At 38.5% G+C, this 24151-nt stretch carries 21 protein-coding genes; 4 read left to right on the top strand and 17 right to left on the bottom strand.

Annotated features, from left to right (window positions below):
• Positions 1-2475: a PilZ domain-containing protein gene (locus ESZ39_RS04075; protein ID WP_146878515.1), complete on the bottom strand. Its 2475-nt coding sequence runs from the start codon at positions 2473-2475 to the stop codon at positions 1-3.
• Positions 2476-2869: 394 nt separating this feature from the next.
• Here ESZ39_RS04075 and radA point away from each other — a divergent pair, with 394 nt between their 5' ends.
• Positions 2870-4258 (top strand): DNA repair protein RadA, encoded by a 1389-nt coding sequence (gene radA / locus ESZ39_RS04080; protein ID WP_146878516.1) that lies wholly within the window; start codon positions 2870-2872, stop codon positions 4256-4258.
• Between the two features lie 820 nt (positions 4259-5078).
• Positions 5079-5366 (top strand): antibiotic biosynthesis monooxygenase family protein, encoded by a 288-nt coding sequence (locus ESZ39_RS04085; RefSeq protein ID WP_146878517.1) that lies wholly within the window; start codon positions 5079-5081, stop codon positions 5364-5366.
• Between the two features lie 841 nt (positions 5367-6207).
• Here the strand turns inward: ESZ39_RS04085 and ESZ39_RS04090 are convergent.
• From ESZ39_RS04090 to ESZ39_RS04140, 11 genes are read right to left on the bottom strand one after another with little or no spacing between them, the layout of a single operon-like run.
• Positions 6208-7908: a Na(+)/H(+) antiporter subunit D gene (locus ESZ39_RS04090; protein WP_146878518.1), complete on the bottom strand. Its 1701-nt coding sequence runs from the start codon at positions 7906-7908 to the stop codon at positions 6208-6210.
• A complete protein-coding gene (locus ESZ39_RS04095) occupies positions 7895-8230 on the bottom strand; it encodes a hypothetical protein (protein WP_223270225.1) in 336 nt (111 codons plus the stop codon). The genes ESZ39_RS04090 and ESZ39_RS04095 overlap by 14 nt, the downstream gene beginning before the upstream one ends.
• 3 nt (positions 8231-8233) lie before the next feature.
• The gene (locus tag ESZ39_RS04100) at positions 8234-9715 is read right to left on the bottom strand and encodes a monovalent cation/H+ antiporter subunit D family protein (protein WP_146878519.1); all 1482 of its coding nucleotides are present in this window, start codon (positions 9713-9715) and stop codon (positions 8234-8236) included.
• Positions 9712-11190 (bottom strand): monovalent cation/H+ antiporter subunit D family protein, encoded by a 1479-nt coding sequence (locus tag ESZ39_RS04105; protein WP_146878520.1) that lies wholly within the window; start codon positions 11188-11190, stop codon positions 9712-9714. Before ESZ39_RS04105 ends, ESZ39_RS04100 begins: the two co-directional genes overlap by 4 nt.
• Positions 11187-11579 (bottom strand): cation:proton antiporter subunit C, encoded by a 393-nt coding sequence (locus ESZ39_RS04110; RefSeq protein WP_191321698.1) that lies wholly within the window; start codon positions 11577-11579, stop codon positions 11187-11189. The genes ESZ39_RS04105 and ESZ39_RS04110 overlap by 4 nt, the downstream gene beginning before the upstream one ends.
• Positions 11576-12562 carry a Na(+)/H(+) antiporter subunit B gene (locus ESZ39_RS04115; protein WP_262984479.1) on the bottom strand — a complete coding sequence of 329 codons (987 nt, stop codon included), beginning with the start codon at positions 12560-12562 and terminating at the stop codon, positions 11576-11578. The genes ESZ39_RS04110 and ESZ39_RS04115 overlap by 4 nt, the downstream gene beginning before the upstream one ends.
• Before the next feature lie 29 nt (positions 12563-12591).
• Positions 12592-12930: a monovalent cation/H(+) antiporter subunit G gene (mnhG, locus tag ESZ39_RS04120; RefSeq protein ID WP_146878523.1), complete on the bottom strand. Its 339-nt coding sequence runs from the start codon at positions 12928-12930 to the stop codon at positions 12592-12594.
• Positions 12931-13224 (bottom strand): monovalent cation/H+ antiporter complex subunit F, encoded by a 294-nt coding sequence (locus ESZ39_RS04125; RefSeq protein ID WP_146878524.1) that lies wholly within the window; start codon positions 13222-13224, stop codon positions 12931-12933. It lies immediately after the preceding gene.
• On the bottom strand, positions 13224-13697 hold the full coding sequence (locus ESZ39_RS04130) for a Na+/H+ antiporter subunit E (RefSeq protein ID WP_146878525.1): 474 nt from the start codon (positions 13695-13697) through the stop codon (positions 13224-13226). The genes ESZ39_RS04125 and ESZ39_RS04130 overlap by 1 nt, the downstream gene beginning before the upstream one ends.
• Positions 13694-14011 (bottom strand): hypothetical protein, encoded by a 318-nt coding sequence (locus tag ESZ39_RS04135; protein ID WP_146878526.1) that lies wholly within the window; start codon positions 14009-14011, stop codon positions 13694-13696. The genes ESZ39_RS04130 and ESZ39_RS04135 overlap by 4 nt, the downstream gene beginning before the upstream one ends.
• Positions 14012-14013: 2 nt before the next feature.
• The gene (locus ESZ39_RS04140) at positions 14014-14526 is read right to left on the bottom strand and encodes a hypothetical protein (RefSeq protein WP_146878527.1); all 513 of its coding nucleotides are present in this window, start codon (positions 14524-14526) and stop codon (positions 14014-14016) included.
• Positions 14527-14634: 108 nt separating this feature from the next.
• Between ESZ39_RS04140 and nhaR the strand changes: the two genes are divergently transcribed.
• Positions 14635-15522: a transcriptional activator NhaR gene (nhaR, locus tag ESZ39_RS04145; RefSeq protein ID WP_146878528.1), complete on the top strand. Its 888-nt coding sequence runs from the start codon at positions 14635-14637 to the stop codon at positions 15520-15522.
• 561 nt (positions 15523-16083) lie between these two features.
• Here nhaR and metH read toward each other — a convergent pair.
• Both metH and metA read right to left on the bottom strand, forming a co-directional pair.
• Entirely contained in the window at positions 16084-19776 is a 3693-nt protein-coding gene (gene metH, locus ESZ39_RS04150) for a methionine synthase (RefSeq protein WP_223270228.1), read from the bottom strand.
• Positions 19777-19804: 28 nt separating this feature from the next.
• Entirely contained in the window at positions 19805-20755 is a 951-nt protein-coding gene (gene metA, locus ESZ39_RS04155) for a homoserine O-succinyltransferase (protein ID WP_146878530.1), read from the bottom strand.
• A 336-nt stretch (positions 20756-21091) separates the two neighbouring features.
• On the opposite strand from metA, the gene ESZ39_RS04160 reads away from it, so the two are divergent.
• Complete coding sequence (locus ESZ39_RS04160) at positions 21092-21742, top strand: class I SAM-dependent methyltransferase (RefSeq protein ID WP_146878531.1); 651 nt, start codon at positions 21092-21094, stop codon at positions 21740-21742.
• Positions 21743-21819: 77 nt separating this feature from the next.
• Here ESZ39_RS04160 and ESZ39_RS04165 read toward each other — a convergent pair whose 3' ends face one another.
• From ESZ39_RS04165 to ESZ39_RS04175, 3 genes are all read right to left on the bottom strand, one after another.
• Complete coding sequence (locus tag ESZ39_RS04165) at positions 21820-22413, bottom strand: HD domain-containing protein (protein ID WP_146878532.1); 594 nt, start codon at positions 22411-22413, stop codon at positions 21820-21822.
• Between the two features lie 180 nt (positions 22414-22593).
• Entirely contained in the window at positions 22594-23286 is a 693-nt protein-coding gene (locus tag ESZ39_RS04170) for a YoaK family protein (RefSeq protein ID WP_146878533.1), read from the bottom strand.
• A 644-nt stretch (positions 23287-23930) separates the two neighbouring features.
• The coding region (locus ESZ39_RS04175; protein ID WP_146878534.1) for an IS30 family transposase at positions 23931-24151 on the bottom strand (221 nt) is incomplete at its 5' end.

Here is a 24151-nt window from a genome sequence, read left to right on the forward strand (position 1 = left end):
TTAAAAGTTATGTGCTAAACGATAGCGAAAAAGCTCTTCTTGGGTAGTATCAAAAATTTGTGCAATACCCGCGACACTCCAAATATTTTGTTCGATTTGTTTGCCGCGATGAATAGCATAAGCACTAATATAACTGAGTTCAGGATGAAGGTAGCTCATATCAGGTTCGCCAACACGTGAAAGTTTTATCATTAAACAAAAAAATTGACCCTTTTTCAGTGCATGATAAATAAAGCTTTGTTTTAATTCTTCGCTGTTTAACTCTGAAGACAGTTTTATTGTTACCGCTTCGTCTACTATCTCGACACTGGTGTTAAGCGCAATGTAAAGTACACGGCAACTTGGCTTATCCATGTGCTGCATTTTTTTTAGCTTGGCAGTCAAGCTTGTCATCATACCTGCGTGAGCCAAAATAGGGTATAAGTTGTAAGATGAGTCACCATCACTTAGTTGCTGCATTACTGACATTAAGTTGCTACGACAGTCGCCACCGGCAATAACCTCTGATTTATAACGACTACCACTTGTTTGCATAACAAGCGCGGGAATCGTTGAACTTGCACTGTAAATATTACGCAATGCTCTGGCTAAATCGGGGCTAAAGGTATCATATTCGTCAGAGGTTAATTTATCACTATTTTTATCAATCAAGGCTTTAAAGAACTTACGGCCAATATGTTGATGCTGCTGAACAAAAATCCGTAAGTTAATAATATTTTTTGCGCTATTTACTCGCACAACTTCATAAGGTAAGTCAGTTAAATCAAACGCTGAGGTGATTTTTTGTAACTTAGGGAAGCTTAAGTAAACCATGTCACCTTTTACCAACGCAGATGTTTTATCTAAGGCGATCTTCAAGCCAGAGGTAGAGAAATCAAGAGAAGCACCAGGAGAGATAACGTCATCAATCTCAACATGAACTGGCGTTTTATAAGTAAAACGTAACTCTTGTCGCTTATTTCTATAGTTTATACCAATGTTATTAACACTGAACTTTTCACTTAGGCGTTTATGACCAAACTTTTTCAATTTAACGCTATTAATCCCCTGGTAAGACCATGATTGATATGCCTGCGTATTTTCATTTTGTGTCACATCATTTACCACAACAATATAAGGTGTTTTAGCTAATAATGTCTGAATCTCGTCAGATATTGGCGCATTTAAATACGCGTTTTTCTGATTACTGGTATTAGAGAGAGTAAAGTTTGACTGAGCACGACTTGGCACTACATCCAACAAAGCCAGTTGCGTAATTAAGAAGTTTTCTTTTGACGCTGCAAAAGCCAAAAATTGTCTCATAAACTCAGGGTCATCACCAAGCTGGTGTTCATCGCCAGTATAAAAATATGACTTGCCTTGGCTTTGATGAATAAAACTGAACACTAATAGCGACTGTCCAGATAGCGCTAGCTTTTTAAGTTGAGCTATTCGTTCTGGCGTAATTAAACAAAATAACATCGAGTTATGTTGCTCATCTTGCCAATACTGATAAAGACCTTGGTTATTATGGCAAGTTAGGGCATATTTTGCGGTAAAAGTAGTCTTGTTTTTTTCAATAAAAACAGGCAGTTCATTAGATTCAGGTAGCACATATTGTTCAAAGCTACGTGTTTGTAAAGCACTAATAGTATTATCTAAATTAATTTTGTAGCGACGTTTATTCTCTTGAATAAAGCTAATCATATATTTTTTAAAACTATCAGAAGCAAATTTTTCTTGATGAATTCTTTCTACCCCCACCAGCTGCATGTTGTCTAATAGGGTCAAGTTTTTAACTTTGTAAGTAAAGTCGCTCTCAGGCATTAATTGAAACTGGTCTTCCAGGCCACTAAAACGTAAAGTAATTTGCTGACCAATATCAATAGGTCTTAGGTCGTTCATTTTGAACTTACAGCCACTGACACTTAAGTCTGCAGTGGTACATTTAAATTTACGGTCTTTATCTATAGTGACTTGAATCGAGATAGCACAATTCATCCGTTCTTCAATGCGATTATAATAAAGACCAAAGTTATAGAATTTTGCCGGATATTGTGATTTTTCAGATATTTTAATACTATCTTCAGGTGCTTTAGTACTATCTTCAGTTGCGTCTTTACTGACCTGAGCTTTCTCTTTTTGATAAATAACACGAAAGTTATTTTCCGTATTCATTGTTGCTTCGTAGACACCAAGACTGTAGCTGCCATAATGCCTAAGCGCTTCTGTAAAAACCAAACTCGCGACATCGTCTAGAAAATGTATCCTGTCTTGGTGTTCAAAAACCTTACATTCACCGTCGACGTGACCGCGTAAGTCAATCAAACGAGTACAAGGTGCAGCAAGACGTTTTAATTCCATTTTTAAAAGAAAACGTTCACTCTGTGGAAAGTTTTTTGAGACAGCATAGAATCTAGTTTCAAAGTCACTATTTAAGACTTGACCACTAAATTCATCAATAATTTTTTTATATTTTGAAAGATGTTTATTCATTTACGCTTCAATATCTTTACAATAAAGTCAACTATGCATCGTATATTCATTTAGTATCCGTACCATGTTATAAAATCAATACCACAACATACTATTCAACGTTGAATAGTAAACAATTACTCTTTAACTGTTTTAAAGCAATAACCATACCTGTTAACTTGCTATAAAAGCAGTAAATAACTTGCTATAAAAACAGTAAAACTAAAAAACTTTACTTACCATAAACTAAATAATGACATTAGTTCAACTAAAACCCTGAATATAAAGAATAATAACAAAATAATAATTTCCCTGACAAACAGCATTTAAGTATTTCACCCTGTTGTTTTGTCATAATTTTGACTCATTGCATAGCAATAGGTTAAAAACCTACATTTAGACAATAGGCAGCCAAATGGCAAAGTTAGCAAAATTAGAATTCGTTTGTACAGATTGCGGCATGAACTACCCTCGTTGGCAGGGACAATGCCGATGTGGGGCATGGAATACCTTAGCTGAGATGAAAATCTCAACTAGCCAAAGTAAAAGCGCAACAAAAAGTCGTATCTCAACCGGCGGTTATGCCGGTGGTACTGGCGGTGGCTCTAAAAAAATTAATGAAATAGCCTCTACTGAGGCTGAAAAGCAATTAACCGGCATTGGTGAGCTTGACCGAGTATTATCTGGTGGCGTAACTACCGGGTCAGTTAATATCATATCAGGTGACCCCGGTGCAGGAAAAACCACCTTACTGTCGGATTTAGTTGCCCGTATGTCACAATTAATGCCGTCGCTTTATTGTACTGCTGAAGAGTCGCTTTCACAGTTCAAAAATAGGGTTCAGCGTTTAAAACTTGATTATAACCCTGACAAATTGTACTTGTTGTCAGAAACGAGTGTTGAAGCCATTATTGAAGAGCTAGAGCAAAAAAAAATAAAATTTGCCGTTATTGACTCCATTCAAGCCGTAGTCACCGACAATGCCAATGGTAGCCCGGGCTCACCATCACAAGTAAAAGGTGCCGCTCAGTTATTAACGCAATACTGTAAACAAAATAATGTCACTATGTTTTTGATTGCACATGTCAATAAAAACAATGAAATTGCTGGACCTCAAACCTTAGTCCATATTGTTGACGCACTATTACATATCGATACTAATGATGGCCAAATACGCACCTTAAGAGCGAATAAAAATCGCTTTGGTGACATTGATACCGTTGGCATTTTTAAAATGTGTGAACGCGGTATGCTCAGTGTTGATAATCCTAGTGAAATATTTTTATCGGGCTCGAGCACAGAGTCTCCTGGCTCAGCGATTACCTGTATCCGAAAAGGTAATCGAAACTTATTATTAGAAATTCAGTGCCTCACCACAGAAACCGAAGCCGAGTTTCCACAGCGAGTATGTGTTGGCCTCAATATGAACCGTATTAAAATGTTAACCGGTATTTTACGTAAACATACCAAAACCAAAATTTATCATGATACTTTTTTCAATATTATTGGCGGTCTAAAAATAGATGAATCAGAAACCTGTATTGATCTTGCTCTTGTTACGGCACTATTAAGCAGCTTAAACGAATTTGTGATCCCAAGAACCACTTGCATCATGGGTGAATTGAGCTTAAATGGCGATGTGCGTCCGATTGACAGCGGTGTGCCACGGGTAAAAGAAGCGGCCCAACATGGCTTTACTGAAATATTTATTCCGTTTAGAAATTATCATAAATCGATGGAAGGCTTAGGCGCTAAAATATCACCAGTAAAGACTATTCATGAGTTAATTGAGCTGATTAAGTAACGCGATGTCAATAAACATCACTAGTGAGATTAAGTATTTAATGTTCAATATTAAATACTTAACAAGGTTAGCTCAATTTATACCAATCCCATTAAGTTATTGCTCACTTGTACTAGTTAAAATAGCTCAAGGCTGTGTTGCTCTCACTCCCAATAGCCAGCTATTGCTCAATCGAGCGCCTTACCTTGAGTTATTTTGCCTGCGCACAACAAGATCACAAATTTAATGGAGATGGTATTATACCAATTTGATTAATTAAGTGATCTACTTTTTCATGAGGAAAAATGAAGAAATACAAGGCATAAAATTTAGTCAGTAGTTATTCTACTTATAAATTTTATAACGCTGTAGTTATTCATTTTAACCATTAAAAATGAGCAGGTAATTAATCAACTTGGTATTACACTGATGCCATAGAATGGTGTGAATTCTTCTCAAAGTTAGCTTATTTAACAATCATTTTATTAGATAAGTTGATATTCACATCAGTTGTTACCTTGTCACTTCTTTTTATTAAAGGCTGACAAAGTTTGATGGAGTATTCAGACAAATTACAGAGCTGAATAGCCCTTTGCTAGGGATAAATTTTGTTCTTGCCACAGCATTCACTAAAAGTATTGCTAAATGTCTTTGGTTGTATGAATATCAGCTAATATTGCTAGCTGATGAATTATTTAATCAGATTTCTGAACAGGATAGTAAATAGCTAACATCAGCTATTATCCTGCTTTACAATGATTGGTTAAATGCGTTATATCTATAGGCTAGTGATGGTAAAATGTACTGTGTGTAAATTAAATTATTAGGTAACTGAAATAAAATGATAAAAGTACTTATTGAGCGTGTACTCGCTGACGATATGGAAACAATATATGATGCTGAAATTCGCAAAAGCTTAACAGCAATAATGACAGCAAAAGGTTATATTTCTGGCGCATCGTACAGCAACGTTAATAACCCCAATATTAGAACCATTATCACCAACTGGGATAATGTTGGTTGCTGGAACCGTTGGCATAAGTCAAATATACGTCGTGAAGTTAATAAGACGATTATTTTAATGCTGATACAAGACGAAAAAATTAAAGTATTAATGTCTCAGTCATAATTTTCTTTATTAACATCTGAGCAGTGCTCAAAGTTACCCTTAGAAGCATTAAACCTAATGCCTCATTTAGTGATTAGAAAACTCTAGTATTAAACCGAGAGTTAATCTCTGCAATGTACATAAAAGAGCGTTAATTCTTCAGTTTCAACAACTTCTCAGTGAAGCTCAACTTGAGAACTTAAAATTCAATTTAACTCAAGGTTACTTTCATTATTATATAGCTAAAATGTAGGACATAATGACCTGCATTTTAGCTCTTTATCGAGTACAAAAATAAAAAATTAAAAAATCACTACAGTATATTTTGCTGTAGAAATCATCTATGCCAAACTATCTATGCCACCCATAAACTATCTATGCCACCCATCATTAAAACCCAATAACTTACCCCACAAACACCTGATAAATCATTGGATTTTAAAATAATTAAACCTATAACACTAGTGATAATACCAGTTCCATTAAGTTTGTGATCTTGTTGTGCGCAGGAAAAATAACTCAAGGTAAGGCGCTCGATTGAGCAATAGCTGGCTATTGGGAGTGAGAGCAACACAGCCTTGAGCTATTTTAACTAGTACAAGTGAGCAATAACTTAATGGGATTGGTATAACATAGCTTAATGACTGATTAACAAAAGATGTTATACGCAGGAAAAACGACCAAACATATTGATTTTATTAACTAAAAATTGACAAGCGAATGCAACGAAAATTCAGGTGTAGTTAATAACTTTAATGCGCAGCTCTGATCAACACTGTAAAAAGGAAAGCACTAGCATTTAATACTGTGCTTTCCCATTATAGCGTTTTAGATAAATCTCATGTAAAGCATAAACCAAACATTATTTAATAAAGCTAAGGAATAAATAGACCGCTAACACCACAGCGACCCACATCGCCATGCTGCCTAAAGGGTTACTTTTTGAAAGCAAACCACTTACTCGATTATTTTTTTCCGCAAAATAATTAGAAGAAAAATTTAGTTTTGCCTTTATTTTATCTCGCACTATACCGTCTGTTTTCCAAATAGTATTGAACATACTTTGCAATACCCTTGGCATCGCGCGGCGGTATACCCAGTCAAAATCTAGATTTGTTGAGCGAAGCTCTGGTGGATATTTCCCTCTTAGGTTGAGCCAGACAAAGGCTAACGCTGAGAAGAACAATAATTGTGTTTGAGCTAAAACGTGGGTTGCATCATATGGATTGTACCCTGTGTCATAAGGCAATAAAGAGTACAGTGCTGATGGATAAATACCAATGGCCATACAAAGCCCTGCCGCGATAGCCATTGCAAATAACATATTTTTAGGTGGATCGCTTACACGAATACCTGAATCATGAGCGAAAAATGCAAAATAAGGAATTTTTATACCGGCATGATGAAAGACACCTGCAGAGGCAAATAATAACATTAGCCAAATCCAGTCATAACCTTCTTCAAGCGCTGCCGACATCACCATTGATTTACTCACAAAACCACTAAAAAGAGGGAATGCTGAAATAGAGGCCGCGCCAATGATACATAATATGGTGGTTTTGGGCATTGTTTTATATAGACCGCCCAGATCAGAGCCGTTGATCTTGCCCGTCATGTGCAATACAGCGCCCATCGACATAAATAACAAGCCCTTAAAAATCACATCATTAAAAGCGTGTGATACAGCTCCGTTAAGCGCCAATGTTGTTCCTATCCCTATGCCAACTACCATAAAACCGACTTGGTTGATCAGGCTATAAGCCAGTACTCGGCGTAAATCATTTTCAATGACAGCAAAGAAGATAGGGAAACAGGTCATAGCCGCGCCAATATAAACCAGCAGCTCGGTACCTGGATATGCTCTAGCTAACGCATAAACCGCTACTTTGGTAGTGAAAGCGCTTAAAAAAACAGTACCGGTAACCGTCGCTTCTGGGTAGGCGTCGGTCAGCCAGTTATGGGCGATAGGAAACGCACACTTAATACCAAAAGCAATAAAAATCAGCCAACCCGCAATGCTATCAAGACCTATATAGCCAAATGCTAATGTGCCATTTTCAGCCGCGTAAAAAAGTGCGCCTGCTAACAGAATAACACCTGAAAGAACTTGAACAATAAGATAGCGCATACCGGCAACATAGGATCGTTGAGTACGCCTAGCCCAAATAAGAAATACTGAGGTAAACGCTAGCAGTTCCCAGAAAACAAACAAGGTCAATAAATCACCGGCAAACACCGCGCCTAAACCACTACCCGCGTATAACATGGCTGACACTTGTTGCACTGTGTCTTTAACATGTAACGAGTAAATGATGGCAATAAATGCGGCAATGTGAAAGACATAACCAAACATCAGGCTCAATTTATCAACACGATAAGGGCTAAGCTGATAATCAAGAAAAGCAAATTGTAAATGAATACCTTCAGGCACCATCCATAGGTGCAACGCACTGATGATCGGCACTGCTATCATCAAAGCATTACGTAAAACCCCACGGGTAAAGGCAGCAATTAAAGCGCCAATAAAAAAAGGCACAAAGGCAGGAATTTCAATCATCCACATGATGATCTCCTGTTTCTGATGTTAGCTTGTTGGCTAACTTTTCGTTGTTGGTATTAGCTGAATTATTCATCTCTGTATTTTCATAGTAATCTTCGTCACGCATAAGAAAAGTTCGCATCCAGGTGGCAACCACGACTAGGATCACACAACCTACAAAACCATAAAGAGGATAGAAACCCCAGAGATTCTCCCAACTGTGCATAACATGGCGGTGGATAACAAAGTCCAAAATAAGTAATAGCGCACAACAACCATAAAGGATGTGTAAAACACGTTTTACATTTTTAGGATCATCAAATAAGTACTTTTTCTCATTTTTCATGAACTATTCCCTGCCGGCTAAAATTGCCGAGGCTAAATCAAATAAAGGTTGTGGATAGACAAACAGGATCAAGCAGCCCAAAGTAGTAATACCAATGGCGAGTAAAGAAGGCCATGGGGCTTCTTTAATTTGAGTTTGTGCTAGCGGCTCTTTGCCTAAAGTATTAGAGAAAAAAGCATGATAGGGAATAGGCAATAAATAAGCGATATTAAGCAAAGAACTGAGCATCAGCACCACCATTAATGTCCATTGCTGAGCTTCCATTGTGCCCATGACTAAAAACCACTTACTCCAAGTGCCACCTGTGGGTGGCACGCCAATAATACTGAGACTGGCAATAAAAAATGCGATCATGGTCAGCGGCATTTGTTTTCCTAGTCCACGCATTTCACTGATTTTCGACTTATGGGCAGTAACCAAAATAGCTCCGGCACAGAAAAACAAGGTAATTTTACCAAACGCATGGGTAGCAATATGCATAGAACTGCCAAGCACACCTGAGGAGTTCGCTAATAGCGCCCCCATAGTGATATAACCCAATTGACTGATGGTTGAATAGGCCAGTCTTGCTTTTAAGTTATCTTGTCGCATCGCCACGATAGAGGCTAGTAACACCGAAGCGCCTGCCAAATAAAGTAAGAATTGCGTCGTCGGTAATACCGCTAATAAATCTAAGCCAAAAATAAACACACAAACTTTTAAAATAGTAAAAACACCCGCTTTAACTACAGCCACAGCGTGTAACAGTGCACTTACCGGTGTTGGTGCAACCATCGCCGCGGGTAGCCAGCGATGAAAAGGCATAATAGCCGCTTTACCAATGCCAAAAATAAACAGTACTAGCAGTGCGCCTGCCACTGTTTTGTCGACATTAGTATCAAAGATGCCACCTTGTTTGAAATCTAAGGTGCCAGCGACAAACCAAGTACCCACGATGGCCAATAGGAAAAAGGCAATAGAAGTACTTAATAAAATACCTAAATATACCCTACCGCCCTGTTTGGCTTTTTCGGTACCTGAATGGGTCACTAACGGATAGGTAGAAAGTGTCAGCACTTCGTAAAAAATAAATAAGGTGAACAAGTTATCTGAAAAAGCGATACCCATTACCGCACCAATAGCTAAGGCAAAACAAGTATAGAAACGGGTTTGATTTTCTTCCTCGTGACTGCGCATGTAGCCAATGGCGTAAAAGGTAGTGATCAACCAAAGGAAACTGGCGATTAACGCGAACAACATACCCAGTGGTTCAATGGAAAAACTAATGGCTAAATCAGGAATTATTTCCCACCAAAAGACATTGACCGTCTCTCCTAAGAGGATATTCTGATATAAATTGATGACGATATACAGCAATATGATACTTGCTGTAATGGTTATCGACTCTCGAATGTTTGGGTATTTACCGGCTGCAATAATACCGAACGTGGTCAGTAAAGGGATCACAATAGCGAGTTGCAGCATCACTTCCAAAGAGAAATTCATGGTGACACTCCAAATAAACTCTGAGCCGCAGATTGTGCGACCTGTACACTAAGACGAGTATCTATACCAAAATAGATATTGGCTATTATCAGTGTCCATATCGGAATAATAAATAATAGCGGTGCTTCTTTTACAGGTGTTTTCCCAACGAGTGGCGCCTTAAAGTAAGCTACTTCTATAATGCGCCAAACATAAATAACAGCCAATAGTGAGCCTAATAAGATAAGTATGGCAACAGGCCACCAACCTTTTTCAAGCAAAGCGGTCAATAAATACCATTTACTGATAAACCCCACTGTCAGTGGTACACCAATTAAGCTTAATCCGCCAACAACAATAGCGGCCATCGTGAGTGGCATTTGGCGGCCTAAACCATGGAAACTACTGAGTTGAATATTACCCAGTCGATAGACTACAGCTCCTAACGCTAAAAAGATGGCACCTTTCATTAGCGCATGGTTAAACATGTGCAGTAAGGTTGCAGTTAACCCCATCACAGTACCAGTGCTTAACCCAACAATGATATATCCAACTTGCGCTATGCTCGAGTAAGCAAAGATATGTTTGACATTTTTTTGATAGATAGCCACGCTTGAAGCAACAAAAATCCCCACCAAACCTAATAGTAGAAACAAGGTTTCTAAAGGTAGTGTTGCAAAAGAAAAAGAAAATCCAAAGACAGTAAATGTGAAACGAATAAGTAAATAAATGGCGACTTTTGTTGCCGTTGCCGCTAAGAAGGCGGTCACTATCGATGGCGCATACGCGTAGGCGTTAGGCAGCCATAAATGCAGAGGAAACAAGGCTAGTTTTAAACAGACGCCAACAATAACAAAAACAAACGCGGTAAATACTGTCCGTGTTTGCTCTACCTCAGGTAGGCGTTGAGACAGGTCTTCCATATTCAGTGTGCCGGTCATTTGATACATCAGACCGATGCCAATTAATATAAAAGTGGCGCCAATAGTGCCCATAATTAAATATTGAAAGGAGGCCCAAAGTGCTCGTCTGTCATTACCTAGAGCAATTAATGCATAGGCCGATAGAGAAGATATTTCAAGAAATACAAAGACATTAAAGGCATCTCCTGTAGAGACAATACCCAGCATACCGGTTAAAGATAACAAGTATAAAACATAGAAAAGTGTGTGTTTCTCTTTAGGAATTTCTTTTTCTATACTGGTTTGGGCAGCAATTAAAACCACGGTACTAATGGCTGAAATAATCAATAACAAAAATGCATTGAGCTTATCAATGCGATATTCGATACCCCAAGGCGCTTCCCACCCCCCGAATTCATAGCTAATAACGCCTGAAGTCATCACTTGCTGTAACAATAAGATACTAACAATAAAAGCTAAACCACTAGCAAGTAGTGAAAACAGCCAAACTAATTTAGGGTGTCTTAACAGCAAGCATAACGGTGCTGCCATTAACGGTATAATTACCTGTAAAATAGGCAGATGTGCTATCACGCTTGATCACCTTCTGTTACTTGTTGTTGTGAGTCTACTTGAGTTTGATTATCCAAATTTTGGACATCTTCTTCCTCAATACTGCCATAAGCTTCTTTAATGCGAACGACTAACGCAAGCCCCAAAGCTGTGGTCGCAATGCCAACGACAATCGCGGTGAGAATTAATACATGCGGTAGAGGGTTAGAGTATTGGCTTATGCCATCGGCTAATATCGGCGCTGTACCGCCTTCAACTTTTGCCATACTAATATAAAAAATAAATACTGACGTTTGAAAAATAGCCAGTCCAACTATTTTTTTAATTAAGTTGCCATGAGCAATCACAATGTAAAGCCCGCACATCATTAGTACTACCACAACCCAGTAATTTAAAAGCCCCAAAATCATGATGATGACTCCTGATTATTGTTATTGTTATTGATTTTTTGCATTTCTCTACGGCCAGCAAAATTAAAAAATATAATGATCATCACCGAGGCAACGGTGCAACCAACACCCCACTCGATTAACAAAATCCCTAAATGTTGGCCAGCAATAGGGTCACTGGATAAAACATTGTAATCAAAGAAATTGCCGCCATTGAATAAAGAAACGAGACCAACACAGCCATAAAACAAAACCCCCACAGCAGTAATTAACTGGATAAAGTCTTGATTAATGACCTTTCGTGCGTTGCTTAGACCAAATATCATGGCATATAAAATAATCGCTGCAGCGAAGATCACGCCAGCCTGAAAGCCCCCACCAGGACCAAAGTCACCATGAAATTGAACATAGAGTGCAAACAATAAAATGAATGGGATCAAAATTTTAGTGATAATGCGCAGCACTAAATTTTGCTCATGCATAGAGTCATCTAAAGCAGTAATATCTTCACTATCTTCGGGACGACGAGCCACGGATAGCAGTGCCAAAACCCCAATACCTGCAGTAAAAATAACGACAACTTCACCAAAAGTATCGAATGCTCGATAACTTGCCAGCACAGAAGTGACAATATTTGGTATGCCAACTTCCTGCATTGAATCATTAATATAACGGGGAGCAACATGGTGGTGAATGGGAGCATCTGCCGAGCCATAATAGGGCATATCTAAGGTGCCATAAATCAGCAAAGCGCCAGTAATCGCAATGACTAGGAGTGCTAGTAAAGGTTTATGTCGCGTAACTTTTTCAGTACGCCCAGTCATAGTAATAACCACTAACATCAGCAAAGTCGATATGCCAGCGCCTACCGCCGCTTCAGTAAACGCCACATCCACCGCATCCATAGCGACAAAAAAGCTAGCGGATAATAGACCATAAATACCCAGTAACATGACGACTGCAAACAAGTCTTTCATTCTGATAATAGCAAAAGCAACCACCATCAATAAGGTTAATAAAACAATATCAATTATTAATTCGATGAGTTTATCTCCTTGCTATTATCGCCTTTCTCTAGTGCTGGCATTAGCCCATTGCGCATTGCTGCTTTTGCCAGTACATGACTTGTAGTAGGGCCAACCAACAGAGTCAATAATAAGATCATTACAAGTTTGGCAAAAATTAAAAAGTCAGGGCTGTAAAACATCAGGCCAATTAAAATCATACCCGCACCTAGGGTATCGGTTACACCAACGGCATGCATACGAGTATAAAAGTCGGGGAAACGTAAAAGGCCTACACCACCTGATATACAAAGAAAACAGCCAATAAACAAGCACAAGGCACCGGTAAAGTTTAGAATGACGTCCATTTAAGGTTCCTGTTTCAAAGATTTATTCTCGGTGGGCGCATGACTAAATTTATTAGTATCTGAGTAGCGCAAAACGCCAATGACACTAATAAAGTTAATCAGCGCGTAAACAATCGCGATATCCAAAAACTCAGGCCGTCCCATAACGAAACCTAATAATGAAATCAGCAATACTGTTTTAGTACCAAACATATTGACGGCTAAAATACGATCGTAAAGCGTGGGACCAACGACCCCTCTTATGATAGCTAAAATCATGACGACAAAAACGGCGAGTGTGGCTGCAATTAACATTAGCGTTCCAACAAAGTGACGCGGCGATCCATTTCACCAGCGATTAATGATTCTATATCTTTACGAAGTAGTGCATGTACTAACACTTCGTCGTCTATCAGGTCGATTGCTACCGTGCCGGGAGTTAAGGTAATAGAGTTCGCATATACTACCTTGCCGACATCGGTTTTTTGGCTAATTTTAATTCTCTTTAGCGTCGGTGATATACTCTTATTACCTAACCAAACATGCTTAACCACCGTGATGTTTGCTTCAATTATTGCTTTAATAAGCCACAAGTAATAACCAAAAATATTACGCGTTAAATAGATCGGTTGTGACTCATGATCAACTACATCCATTTTATGAACAATAACTAAAACCAACATAATAGCGGCGAAGCCAAGTGCCAACATTAGCACGGTATTGTGGCCTGAGTTGAGCAGCCAAAAAGCGGCTAAAGTTAAAAATAAACTGATAGTATGACGTTTCATAATCCTTCACCTTTGCCTAATAAAATCTTACGAGAAATAATACGCGTCGCTTTTTGAATAACACGATTGATAGCACTATTAAGCCCTTTTTGAGTTTCTTCAATTAATATGTCCGGAATACGGTTAAGTGAAATAGTTAATGAGCAATGCTGATATAAATGACCATCATTTTTTTCAATTTGAGAGATGATAAATATGATCGATGATATATGCGGTTCAACTTTTGATAAAGCAAGTATCAGTCTTCGTTCAATATCAGCTTCCGATGTATGGCCTAAACCACCTATAGAGTATTGAATATCAATCTTCATCATCTTTACTCTGATCTACTGTTAGTAGAGCATGTTGTTTTTATAAGATCGTATCTACGATCATTGAGTTGTTCAATTGTGTCGATAGGCGCAAGTGCATCATTTGAAAATTTATCTACAATACGCTTTTTCAATTCATCAATCGGTAAACAAGTCTTAATAAAGTTATTTGTTAAGAACGACTGCCTGCTTTTACCTACCCTATATGAATAGGCTCTTTCTGTAAAAGTGCTTGGTTTGGTTTTTTCTTTTGTTAACCCACCACTTTTTGCATTACCGGCATTTACAATTCCACTAAGAAATCCTTCGATGTAAATAATACAAGGTTGTGCATTAGCAGTAGCTGAATTAGTTTTAAAAGCATTACATGACTTAAGCAGGCTTTGATTATTATCAAATTGAATTGTCTCATTACCTATCACTTGCCATGAAAAGAGTGACGTCATCAAGACAAAAAAAACATTGAGCTTTTTGATCTTTTGACAGCGAAAAAAAGAACTGCTTTCATTAAATAACATAATATTTTGCCTAGCTACTTTGCCGCGAACATTTATAACTCACTTGCTGTTGCAGGTAAATTCGAATATTATTGATGTTATCATCGAAAAAACTTGGCATAGAAATCTATGAGTCCACTTAACTATAATCATTTGTTTTATTTTTATGTCGTTGCTACTGAAGGAACTATTAGCAAAGCGAGTGCAAGATTAAACCTAACGTCACAAACAATAAGTGGCCAAATAACCAGTTTCGAAACTCAAGTTGGGGTTAATTTATTTGATCGTAAAGGAAAAAAATTATACGTTTCAGAAATGGGGCAATTGATCTACAGCTATGCTGAAGAAATTTTTCAACTAGGTGATGAAATAAAACATATTCTGAAAAGGCAGCAACCCGTACTATGGCATACATTTACCGTAGGAATAACAAATGTCATACCTAAAGTATTGGCACAAAAATTACTATCACCAGTATTAAATATGAATGAGCGTGTACGCTTGATCTGTATTGAAGGTGATCAAAATAGTTTATTGGCAGACTTAGCAGTTAATAAGTTAGATTGTATATTGACTGACCAACCGCTTCAGTTAGGCAATCATGTCAAAGCATACAATCATCTGCTCGTTGAAAGCAGTTCTACTTTCTTTGCGGCAGAAACACTATTACAAAGCACTACAGGTAACTTCCCTCAATATTTATCAGAGCTTCCTTGGCTAATGCAGAGTAAAAAATCAGAAGTAAGAGGCCGCTTATCATCATGGTTGGAAAAACAGAATATATCACCCAATATTGTTGCAGAATTTGACGATAGTGCATTAATGAAAACTTTTGGAGAAGCAGGTTATGGTGTTTTTACCAGCCCAACACTTATTGAAGAGTACGTAGTTGATAAATACGATGTTAATATTATTGGCCGCACTGATGAAATTAAAGAGCATTATTACATCATTTCTCCTGAGCGAAGGCTAAAACATCCCGCAATTCTTGAAATAGTAACTGCTGTAAAAAAATAGCTTTATCTTAAATCGAAAAATTATTTAACTGGTGAGGTAATACCAATTTGATTAATTAAGTGATCTACTTTTTCATGAGGAAAAATGGATAAATACAAGGCATAAAACTTAGTAAGTAGTTATTCTACTTATAAATTTTATAACGCTGTAGTTATTAATTTTAACCATTAAAAATGAACAGGTAATTAATCAACTTGGTATAAATCCTTCTGGCTTAATATTAATAAGGTGGTCTAACAATTCTTTTAATCTTGATTCAGCAGTATTACCAATATAAAAACCAGCAATACCAGTGCGCTATGCCATTCCCATAACTGCGAGAGCAATATCTTGATCTTCTATTCTCTGTTTTTAGGCGTTTTTTTTGAGGAGAAGCTTCAATAAGTTTTCTAGTGGGGAAATTCATTAGCAAAAAATTATTTTCATCCTTATAAAACGCTGACAAAAATTAAAAAATCGCTATAGCATATTTTTGCTATAGCGATTTTTAGGTTTTTATGGCGTTATATTTTGCTCAATAAGCTAGATGAAATATATCCCCTTGCCACTTCACGCTAACATTTACGAAGGTTCATAATCTAAGTTAGCTGACAACCAACGTTCCGCCTGTGGCATGGTCATTTCTTTACGTGCGGCATAACTTTCAACTTGGTCTTGTGCAACTTTCGCCACGGCAAAGTATTTAGACTCTGGATGCGCAAAGTACCAACCACTTACCGCAGCACCAGGCCACATAGCAAAACTTGAAGTTAAGTCCATACCAATGTTTTCTTCGACATTGAGTAAGGTCCAAATCAAGCCCTTTTCTGTGTGTTCTGGACAGGCAGGATAACCTGGCGCAGGCCTAATACCTTGATATCGTTCACGAATTAAACTGTCGTTATCTAAGGTTTCATCTGGCGCATAACCCCAGTATTCTTTACGAATTTGCTGATGTAAATATTCGGCGCTTGCTTCGGCTAATCTATCGGCAACGGCTTTAATTAAAATACTATTGTAATCATCATGATCGGCATTAAAGGCTTTCACTAACGCCTCAACACCAAAACCAGCTGACACAGCAAAAGCACCAATATAGTCATCAACGCCTGAGGCTTTATCGGCCACATAATCAGCTAAACAGCGATTATATTGGCCCGTGGGCTTTTTACTTTGTTGACGTAATTGATGCAGCTTCATTAAAGGTTCAGTACGCGAGTCGTCGGTATAAAGCTGTAAGTCATCTTGGTCACGATTCGCTGGAAATAAACCAAATACCGCTTTTGCCGTCAACTTTTTATTATTAATAACATCATCTAACATCGCATTAGCGTCATTAAATAGCTTAGTCGCTTCTTCGCCCACCACTTCATGCCTAAGAATTAAAGGGTACTTACCGGATAATTGCCAAGTCATAAAAAATGGCGTCCAATCGATATAGTGCCTAACAATATTTAAGTCGATGTGATCAAGTACACTAACGCCTAATTTATTCGGCACCTTAGGTGTATAGTTATCAAAATTAATAGGCACCGCATTGGCACGCGCGTCTTGCAAAGAAATCAAACTAGAACGTGGACCTTTTTTATAATGGCGCTCGCGCACTTTAACGTATTCAGCTGCTTGGCGTTCAACAAAGGCGTCTCTATGCTCATCAGAAAGCAGTGTACTAACCACAGAAACCGAACGTGAAGCATTAGGTACATAAACTACAGGATGTTTATATTGATGTTCAATTTTTACCGCGGTATGGGCTTTAGAGGTTGTAGCACCACCAATAAGCAAGGGTAAGTTAAACTCCTGGCGCTGCATTTCCTTGGCCACATGCACCATTTCGTCAAGCGATGGCGTGATCAAACCCGATAAGCCAATAATATCAACTTTTTCTGCACGGGCGACACGTAAAATATCTTCACACGATACCATCACACCTAAATCGATAATTTCGTAGTTATTACACTGTAAAACTACGCCAACAATATTTTTGCCAATATCATGAACATCGCCTTTCACCGTTGCTAAAAGTATTTTACCGTTAGATTTTACTTCGGTTTTTTCTGCTTCAATAAAAGGATTTAAATGCGCTACCGCTTGTTTCATTACCCGGGCAGATTTTACCACTTGCGGCAAAAACATTTCACCAGCACCAAATAAATCACCGACCACATTCATGCCGTCCATCAACGGCCCTTCAATAACATCTAATGGTCGTTTAGCCACTAATCTAGCCGCTTCAGTATCCTCAAGAATAAACTCATTAATGCCTTTTACTAACGAATATTCTAGGCGCTTATTCACCTCTAATTCACGCCAAGTTAAATCAGCTTTGCTATTTTGACTACCCGCTTGGCCACGATATTCTTGTGCGACATCAAGTAGGCGTTCAGTAGCGCCGTCATCAGAGTTTTGTATAACATCTTCAACCGCTAAGCGCAGGTTGTCAGGAATATCAGAATAAATCGCTAACTGACCGGCGTTAACTATACCCATGTCCATGCCATTTTTTATCGCATGATAAAGAAAAACCGCATGAATGGCTTCGCGCACTGGGTTATTGCCGCGAAATGAGAATGAGACATTAGATACACCACCCGAAATCATAGCGTGGGGCAAGTTTTGCTTAATGTCAGCTACCGCTTCAATAAAATCACGGGCATAATTATTATGCTCGTCGATGCCAGTAGCAACCGCAAAAACATTAGGATCGAAGATAATATCTTCAGCCGGATAGCCAACTTCATTGACTAAAATATCATAAGCCCGCTGACAAATTTGATACTTACGTTCACGAGTATCGGCTTGGCCTTTTTCATCAAACGCCATAATAATAACCGCAGCGCCATAACGGCGCAGCAGTTCGGCTTGTTCACGAAAATTGTCTTCGCCCTCTTTCAAACTGATTGAGTTAACAATGCCCTTACCTTGGATACATTTTAAACCCGCCTCTAAAATATCCCATTTAGAAGAGTCCAACATAATCGGCACTTTAGCGATATCTGGCTCACCAGCAATTAAATTCAAAAATCGCACCATCGCCGCTTGCGAGTCCAACATGCCTTCATCCATGTTGATATCAATAATCTGCGCGCCGTTTTCAACTTGTTGCAAAGCTACTGCAATGGCTTGATCATAATTTTCATCGGTAATTAAGCGTTTAAAAACCGCAGAGCCGGTCACATTGGTGCGCTCACCTACGTTAACAAACAAGCTATCATCTTTGATGGTCAGTGCTTCTAAGCCAGATAAACGACAAGCTATTTCTTTAGCTTTAATTTCCCGAGGGACGATGTTCGCCACCGCATCAGCCATGCCTTTAATATGTGCTGGTGTGGTGCCACAACAGCCACCAATAATATTTAAAAATCCAGCATTGGCCCACTCAGCAACATGCTCGTCCATATCTTCAACGGTAAAATCATATTCACCAAAAGCATTTGGCAAACCTGCATTAGGGTGAGCAGAAACCGCCACGTCTGAAATACGACTTAATTCTGCCACGTATTGGCGTAACTCAACCGGCCCAAGCGCACAGTTCAAACCAAATGAAATCGGTCTAGCATGACGTAAAGAATTGTAAAAAGCTTCGGTAGTTTGCCCAGATAACGTTCGCCCTGAAGCGTCGGTAATCGTGCCTGAAATCATCACAGGTAATCGTTCACCACGACTTTCAAATACGCTTTCAATGGCAAATATCGCGGCTTTAGCATTGAGGGTATCAAATATTGTTTCAATTAAAATGATGTCACTACCGCCATCAATCAAAGCATTAGTCGATTCAATGTAAGCATCTTTGAGCTGATCAAAAGTGACATTGCGATAGGCTGGGTCGTTAACATCAGGGGATATTGAACAGGTGCGGTTTGTTGGCCCTAATACGCCAGCCACAAAACGCGGTTTATCTGGATTTTTTGTGGTAAATTCATCGGCAACTTCCCGTGCCAACTGCGCGGCAGCTAAATTAATAGCAGCACTGTAATCCTCCATGTCGTAATCAGACATGGCAATAGTGGTGGCGTTAAAGGTATTGGTTTCAAGAATATCAGCACCAGCCACGAGGTATTCACGGTGAATAGCTTTAATAACTTCAGGCTGAGTTAGCACCAACATATCGTTGTTGCCTTTAACATCGCTATGCCAGTCAGCAAACTGTTCACCGCGGTAATCTTGCTCTTCAAATTTATACGCTTGGATCATAGTGCCCATAGCACCATCTAAAATAAGAATGCGCTTCTTTAACTGAGCTTGTAATAGGCCGTAAGAGGCAGATGGCACCACGGCTGCTTTTAATTGAGTATTGACTTGCTTAGACACGAGATTTCCCTGGATGAATGGCGTTGATATGGTTTGCATCTAATTGATACGGCGTAATTTGATACACGTAATAATTTAACCAATTGGTAAAAAGCAAACTACCATGGCTACGCCAGGTGTTTGCTGTCGCTGAATAGGGATCATTGTCAGTAAAGTAGTTCTCAGGTATTGACGTGGCACGGCCCATTTCAAGGTCGCGAAAGTACTCTTCACTCAAGGTTGTCGCATCATACTCTGGATGACCGGTCAGGTAGACTTGCTGCTTGTTCTTACTGGCAGATAAGTACACCCCTGCCTCAGCTGACTCTGCCAATATTTCTAGATGTTGCAGTGATTGATAGTCCGACTTATCAATATAACCATAGCGAGAATGAGGTACATTAAAACTTTCATCAAAACCTCGGGTTAACTGTTCTTCTGGTTTCAAACATTGGTGGCGATAAACGCCAGAGAGCTTTTGTTTACGCAAATGACGCTTCAAACCATAATGATGATAAAGCGCTGCATGTGCCGCCCAACAAGAAAACATCGTTGAAGTAACGTTTTTCTCTGCCCAGTCAAACACCTGACAAATTTTGTCCCAAAAGGTCACTTGCTGATAATCCAACAACGCCAGCGGCGCACCGGTAATAATTAAACCGTCATATTGTTTATGTTTAATATCATCGAATAAACGGTAGAAATTATCTAGATGCGCTTGTGGCGTATTTTTAGATTCATTGGCATGTATGCGGACAAACTCAACATTAATTTGCAATGGTGTATTGGCCAACATCCGCAAAATTTGCACTTCAGTTTCAATTTTATTGGGCATTAGGTTAAGAATAGCCACTTCCATTGGACGAATTTCTTGATCGGCGGCGCGACGTTCAGACATAACAAAAATATTTTCTTTGTCTAAAATCGTTAAAGCGGGCAATTCATTGGGAATTTTTATGGGCATAGCACTAACCTAATGTCGGGTAATTCGTCATATCTGTGATAACGATAAATAACGCTGAAAAACAGTATTGCTCTTTACCATGAATATCTAACTACAATGTGACTTGGAATGCTAGCTATGTCAACCTCTAAACGTATAGACGTCTAAAAACTTCAATATGAGCTAGCGCTTTATGGTTTAGCCACAGACAAAAACTCGCGAAAAAAAGCCTTAGTTAGTTAAATTATAGCGCACGAAATATATTGTCATTTAGGCTAAACACTGTAATCTTAGCCGACTCGCGCACTTTGCCTTTTGTCTCAAGAGACTTGGCTCCGCGCCAACCTAGGCAGCACAATGACAAACCTTCGCTACAGTTATCAAACCATCGAGTTTGGTAACACTGATATTCATCTTTGTACCTTACGTGATAAACAAGAATTTTATGACCCTGAAGACATCGCCCAAAATTTAGGTATTTCATCGGCAACTTGGTCTTTATTTGGTGTTATTTGGCCATCAAGTTTGGTGCTGGCGCATTTTATCTCGCAATACCCCGTTGGCACAAAACGGGTATTAGAAGTGGGCTGTGGCATAGCGCTTAGTAGCTTACTATTAAACAAACAAAAAGCAGATATAACCGCAACAGATTACCACCCTGAAGTAGGAAAATTTTTACTCAGAAACACCCTGCTTAATCAAGACGGTCCGATTAACTATGAGCAAACTAATTGGTCAAATAAGCAAGATAGCTTAGGACTTTTTGATTTGATCATCGGCAGTGACCTGTTATATGAAAATGAACATATTGAATTACTTGCCAACTTCATCGAAGCCCATGCAAACAAAAACTGTGAAGTTATTCTTGTTGATCCGGGTCGCGGACGTAAAACCAAATTAAGTACAAAAATGCTAGATTTTGGTTTTAGCTCTAGCCATATTAAACCTGAGCATACCGACTATATTAAACAAGACTTCAAAGGTCATATTCTTAAATTTAAAAGATAGAGCCCTAACCGCTTGTTGACTATTTTATTAACAAGCGGTTAAGGCTTTGGTCTAAATACCTAGTAACTTGATCGCCACTACGCGTTGCGTAACCAGCCTTTTTCTACGGCCAACTCAATTTGCTCAGCAACATAGGTCCATAGTTTTGGCGCTAAACCGTCTAAGAGATTATTACGTGCAATAACTTCAGATTTGCTAACATTATGCTTAGCCCAACTACCACCGTCATTTTTCATATTTTGCAATAAAGGTAAAACCCGATCCATTGCTTTGGCAAATTTAGCATCAGTGGTTTCTGCCGCTTCAAACTCTAACCACAGCTTTAACATTGCTGAGCCTTGCTTTTCAGGTAATAAACCAAAAATACGCTTTGCGGCTTCAAGCTCTTTCGCTTCTTGCGCATCAAGTTCTGCTTGTGCTGCAAAGGCAAAAGTATCGCCAGCATCAATTTCTACTATGTCATGAATAAGTAACATACTAGTGACACGAGCGACATTGACTGGCTCTGCAGCATAAACATGTAATGTTTGCGCCATCATAGCAATATGCCAGCTATGCTCAGCACTGTTTTCTGGCCTATTTTTATCCGACTTTACCACCACCTTTCGGTAAACAGCTTTAAGACGGTCTAACTCTAAAATAAAATCTAATTGTTGCTTCAAGTCTTGCATGACTTCTCCTATATAAAAGCTAGCACGATGATTTTATGATCACATAAATTGATATGGGGGCTTTCGTCGATAACTCCACCATTATCACCAACACAATCTGGTGAAGTGTCGATAAAACGACCGAGTATACTAGTGATAAATTTGCTATGTACCTCACAACCCGAAAAAATAGTAAAGGTGCTAGCCCCTAGCTTTAGTTTTAGTTTTAGTTTTAGCATTGGCATTGGCATTGTAAATTGAATAAATTAAGGCCAAGAAAATACAAATACCTGCGGGTACAAATAGCGCGTAAAATTTAAACAGACTAAATAAGTAAGCCCCTAAGCCGCCACCGACAACAAACCCTGTAATAATTAACAGAAATAATAATGCCTTTCTATTATCAAATGTCTCCCCCCTTAATTTTGCACCTAACATAATACCTAAATCAGTAAAAATACCTGTGACATGAGTAGTTCTGATCACCGCACCACTATAAGTAGTGGCTAATGCATTCTGCAATCCACACGCTGCTGAGGCCAAGTAATGGCCATTTAAAGAATCTTTTGTTAAAAAATAAATAGCACCAAAAAGCAATGCCGCTTCTAAATAAAGCAGACCACTATAATTGCGGCCTAATTTTAAGGCCCCGCCGCGTATAAAGTAGCCCGATATCCCCGCACCCATTAAAAAACTAAAGAGAATAAGCAGTAAATGAAAGGCATCAGTAAATGTCGAGGTTATCACTCCTGTGCCAAGCAATGTGGCCGTGCCAGATAAGTGCGAAATGGATTGATGTTTAAAACCTAACAATCCGACCGAATTAATAAGTCCTGCCACTAAAGCCAGCACAAATGCACCGTATTCTACCCATCGAGGTAATTTTGAGATCAAGATATTCCTTAGGTTACTAATACCAAGTTGATTAATTACCTGCTCATTTTTAATGGTTAAAATGAATAACTACAGCGTTATAAAATTTATAAGTAGAATAACTACTGACTAAAATTTATGCCTTGTATTTATCCATTTTTCCTCATGAAAAAGGTGATCACTTAATTAATCAAATTGGTATAACACCTACTTGTGCGTAAAATTAAGCTGAGCTAAAATTAAAGCTAACTAAAAATAAATGATATAAAAATAGCCATGGTAGTTTACCAATGACTCACTCAGCAGCATTTATATTGCACTATCTGTTTAAAAACCGTCCGGCATTTTGCTTAATCAAATCGTCTTGATAATATTAAATAATGATTTAATTATTTTTAACAGCAAGTGAATTAATCTGACGTAACTATATCTGACGTAACTATATCTAGTATAAATATATCTAACAAAGATAAACATCAGCAAGCACAACTAACGCTACCCACATTGTACAATTGCTTGATCTATTTTAAAAATCACTTTATACCGAATTAAATAAACCTGTTAGCCACTCAAAAGTTAACACTGTGGTGAGCACCTTTAATCCAATTAAAACTAAAAACAGCAAAATTAGTAAGGCTTAGATTCAACTCTGAAGTGCATAACCGCTAAGCAGCTATTGCCACTCTATGTTCAGCCATTAATTTGGCTGGCGTTTGGTAATTTATTTTCTTTCTTGGCCTATCGTTGAGTTTTACTATCACATCTTGGACTTCTGATAGCGATACTTTTTTGAAATTTGTTGATTTCGGCCAATATTGTCGTAATAGGCCATTGGTGTTTTCATTGAGCCCGCGTTGCCATGAACAATAAGGATCAGCAAAATAAA

The organism is Colwellia sp. C1TZA3 (assembly GCF_007954265.1).
GTDB lineage: Bacteria > Pseudomonadota > Gammaproteobacteria > Enterobacterales > Alteromonadaceae > Cognaticolwellia.

Coding starts and splice junctions, on each gene's coding strand:
- ESZ39_RS04075 (WP_146878515.1), bottom strand. CDS start 2,475: ATGAATAAACATCTTTCAAAATATAAAAAAATTATTGATGAATTTAGT.
- radA (WP_146878516.1), top strand. CDS start 2,870: ATGGCAAAGTTAGCAAAATTAGAATTCGTTTGTACAGATTGCGGCATG.
- ESZ39_RS04085 (WP_146878517.1), top strand. CDS start 5,079: ATGATAAAAGTACTTATTGAGCGTGTACTCGCTGACGATATGGAAACA.
- ESZ39_RS04090 (WP_146878518.1), bottom strand. CDS start 7,908: ATGTGGATGATTGAAATTCCTGCCTTTGTGCCTTTTTTTATTGGCGCT.
- ESZ39_RS04095 (WP_223270225.1), bottom strand. CDS start 8,230: ATGAAAAATGAGAAAAAGTACTTATTTGATGATCCTAAAAATGTAAAA.
- ESZ39_RS04100 (WP_146878519.1), bottom strand. CDS start 9,715: ATGAATTTCTCTTTGGAAGTGATGCTGCAACTCGCTATTGTGATCCCT.
- ESZ39_RS04110 (WP_191321698.1), bottom strand. CDS start 11,579: ATGATTTTGGGGCTTTTAAATTACTGGGTTGTGGTAGTACTAATGATG.
- ESZ39_RS04115 (WP_262984479.1), bottom strand. CDS start 12,562: ATGGTGGTTGCTTTTGCTATTATCAGAATGAAAGACTTGTTTGCAGTC.
- mnhG (WP_146878523.1), bottom strand. CDS start 12,930: ATGGACGTCATTCTAAACTTTACCGGTGCCTTGTGCTTGTTTATTGGC.
- ESZ39_RS04125 (WP_146878524.1), bottom strand. CDS start 13,224: ATGTTAATTGCAGCCACACTCGCCGTTTTTGTCGTCATGATTTTAGCT.
- ESZ39_RS04130 (WP_146878525.1), bottom strand. CDS start 13,697: ATGAAACGTCATACTATCAGTTTATTTTTAACTTTAGCCGCTTTTTGG.
- ESZ39_RS04135 (WP_146878526.1), bottom strand. CDS start 14,011: ATGATGAAGATTGATATTCAATACTCTATAGGTGGTTTAGGCCATACA.
- ESZ39_RS04140 (WP_146878527.1), bottom strand. CDS start 14,526: ATGTTATTTAATGAAAGCAGTTCTTTTTTTCGCTGTCAAAAGATCAAA.
- nhaR (WP_146878528.1), top strand. CDS start 14,635: ATGAGTCCACTTAACTATAATCATTTGTTTTATTTTTATGTCGTTGCT.
- metA (WP_146878530.1), bottom strand. CDS start 20,755: ATGCCCATAAAAATTCCCAATGAATTGCCCGCTTTAACGATTTTAGAC.
- ESZ39_RS04160 (WP_146878531.1), top strand. CDS start 21,092: ATGACAAACCTTCGCTACAGTTATCAAACCATCGAGTTTGGTAACACT.
- ESZ39_RS04165 (WP_146878532.1), bottom strand. CDS start 22,413: ATGCAAGACTTGAAGCAACAATTAGATTTTATTTTAGAGTTAGACCGT.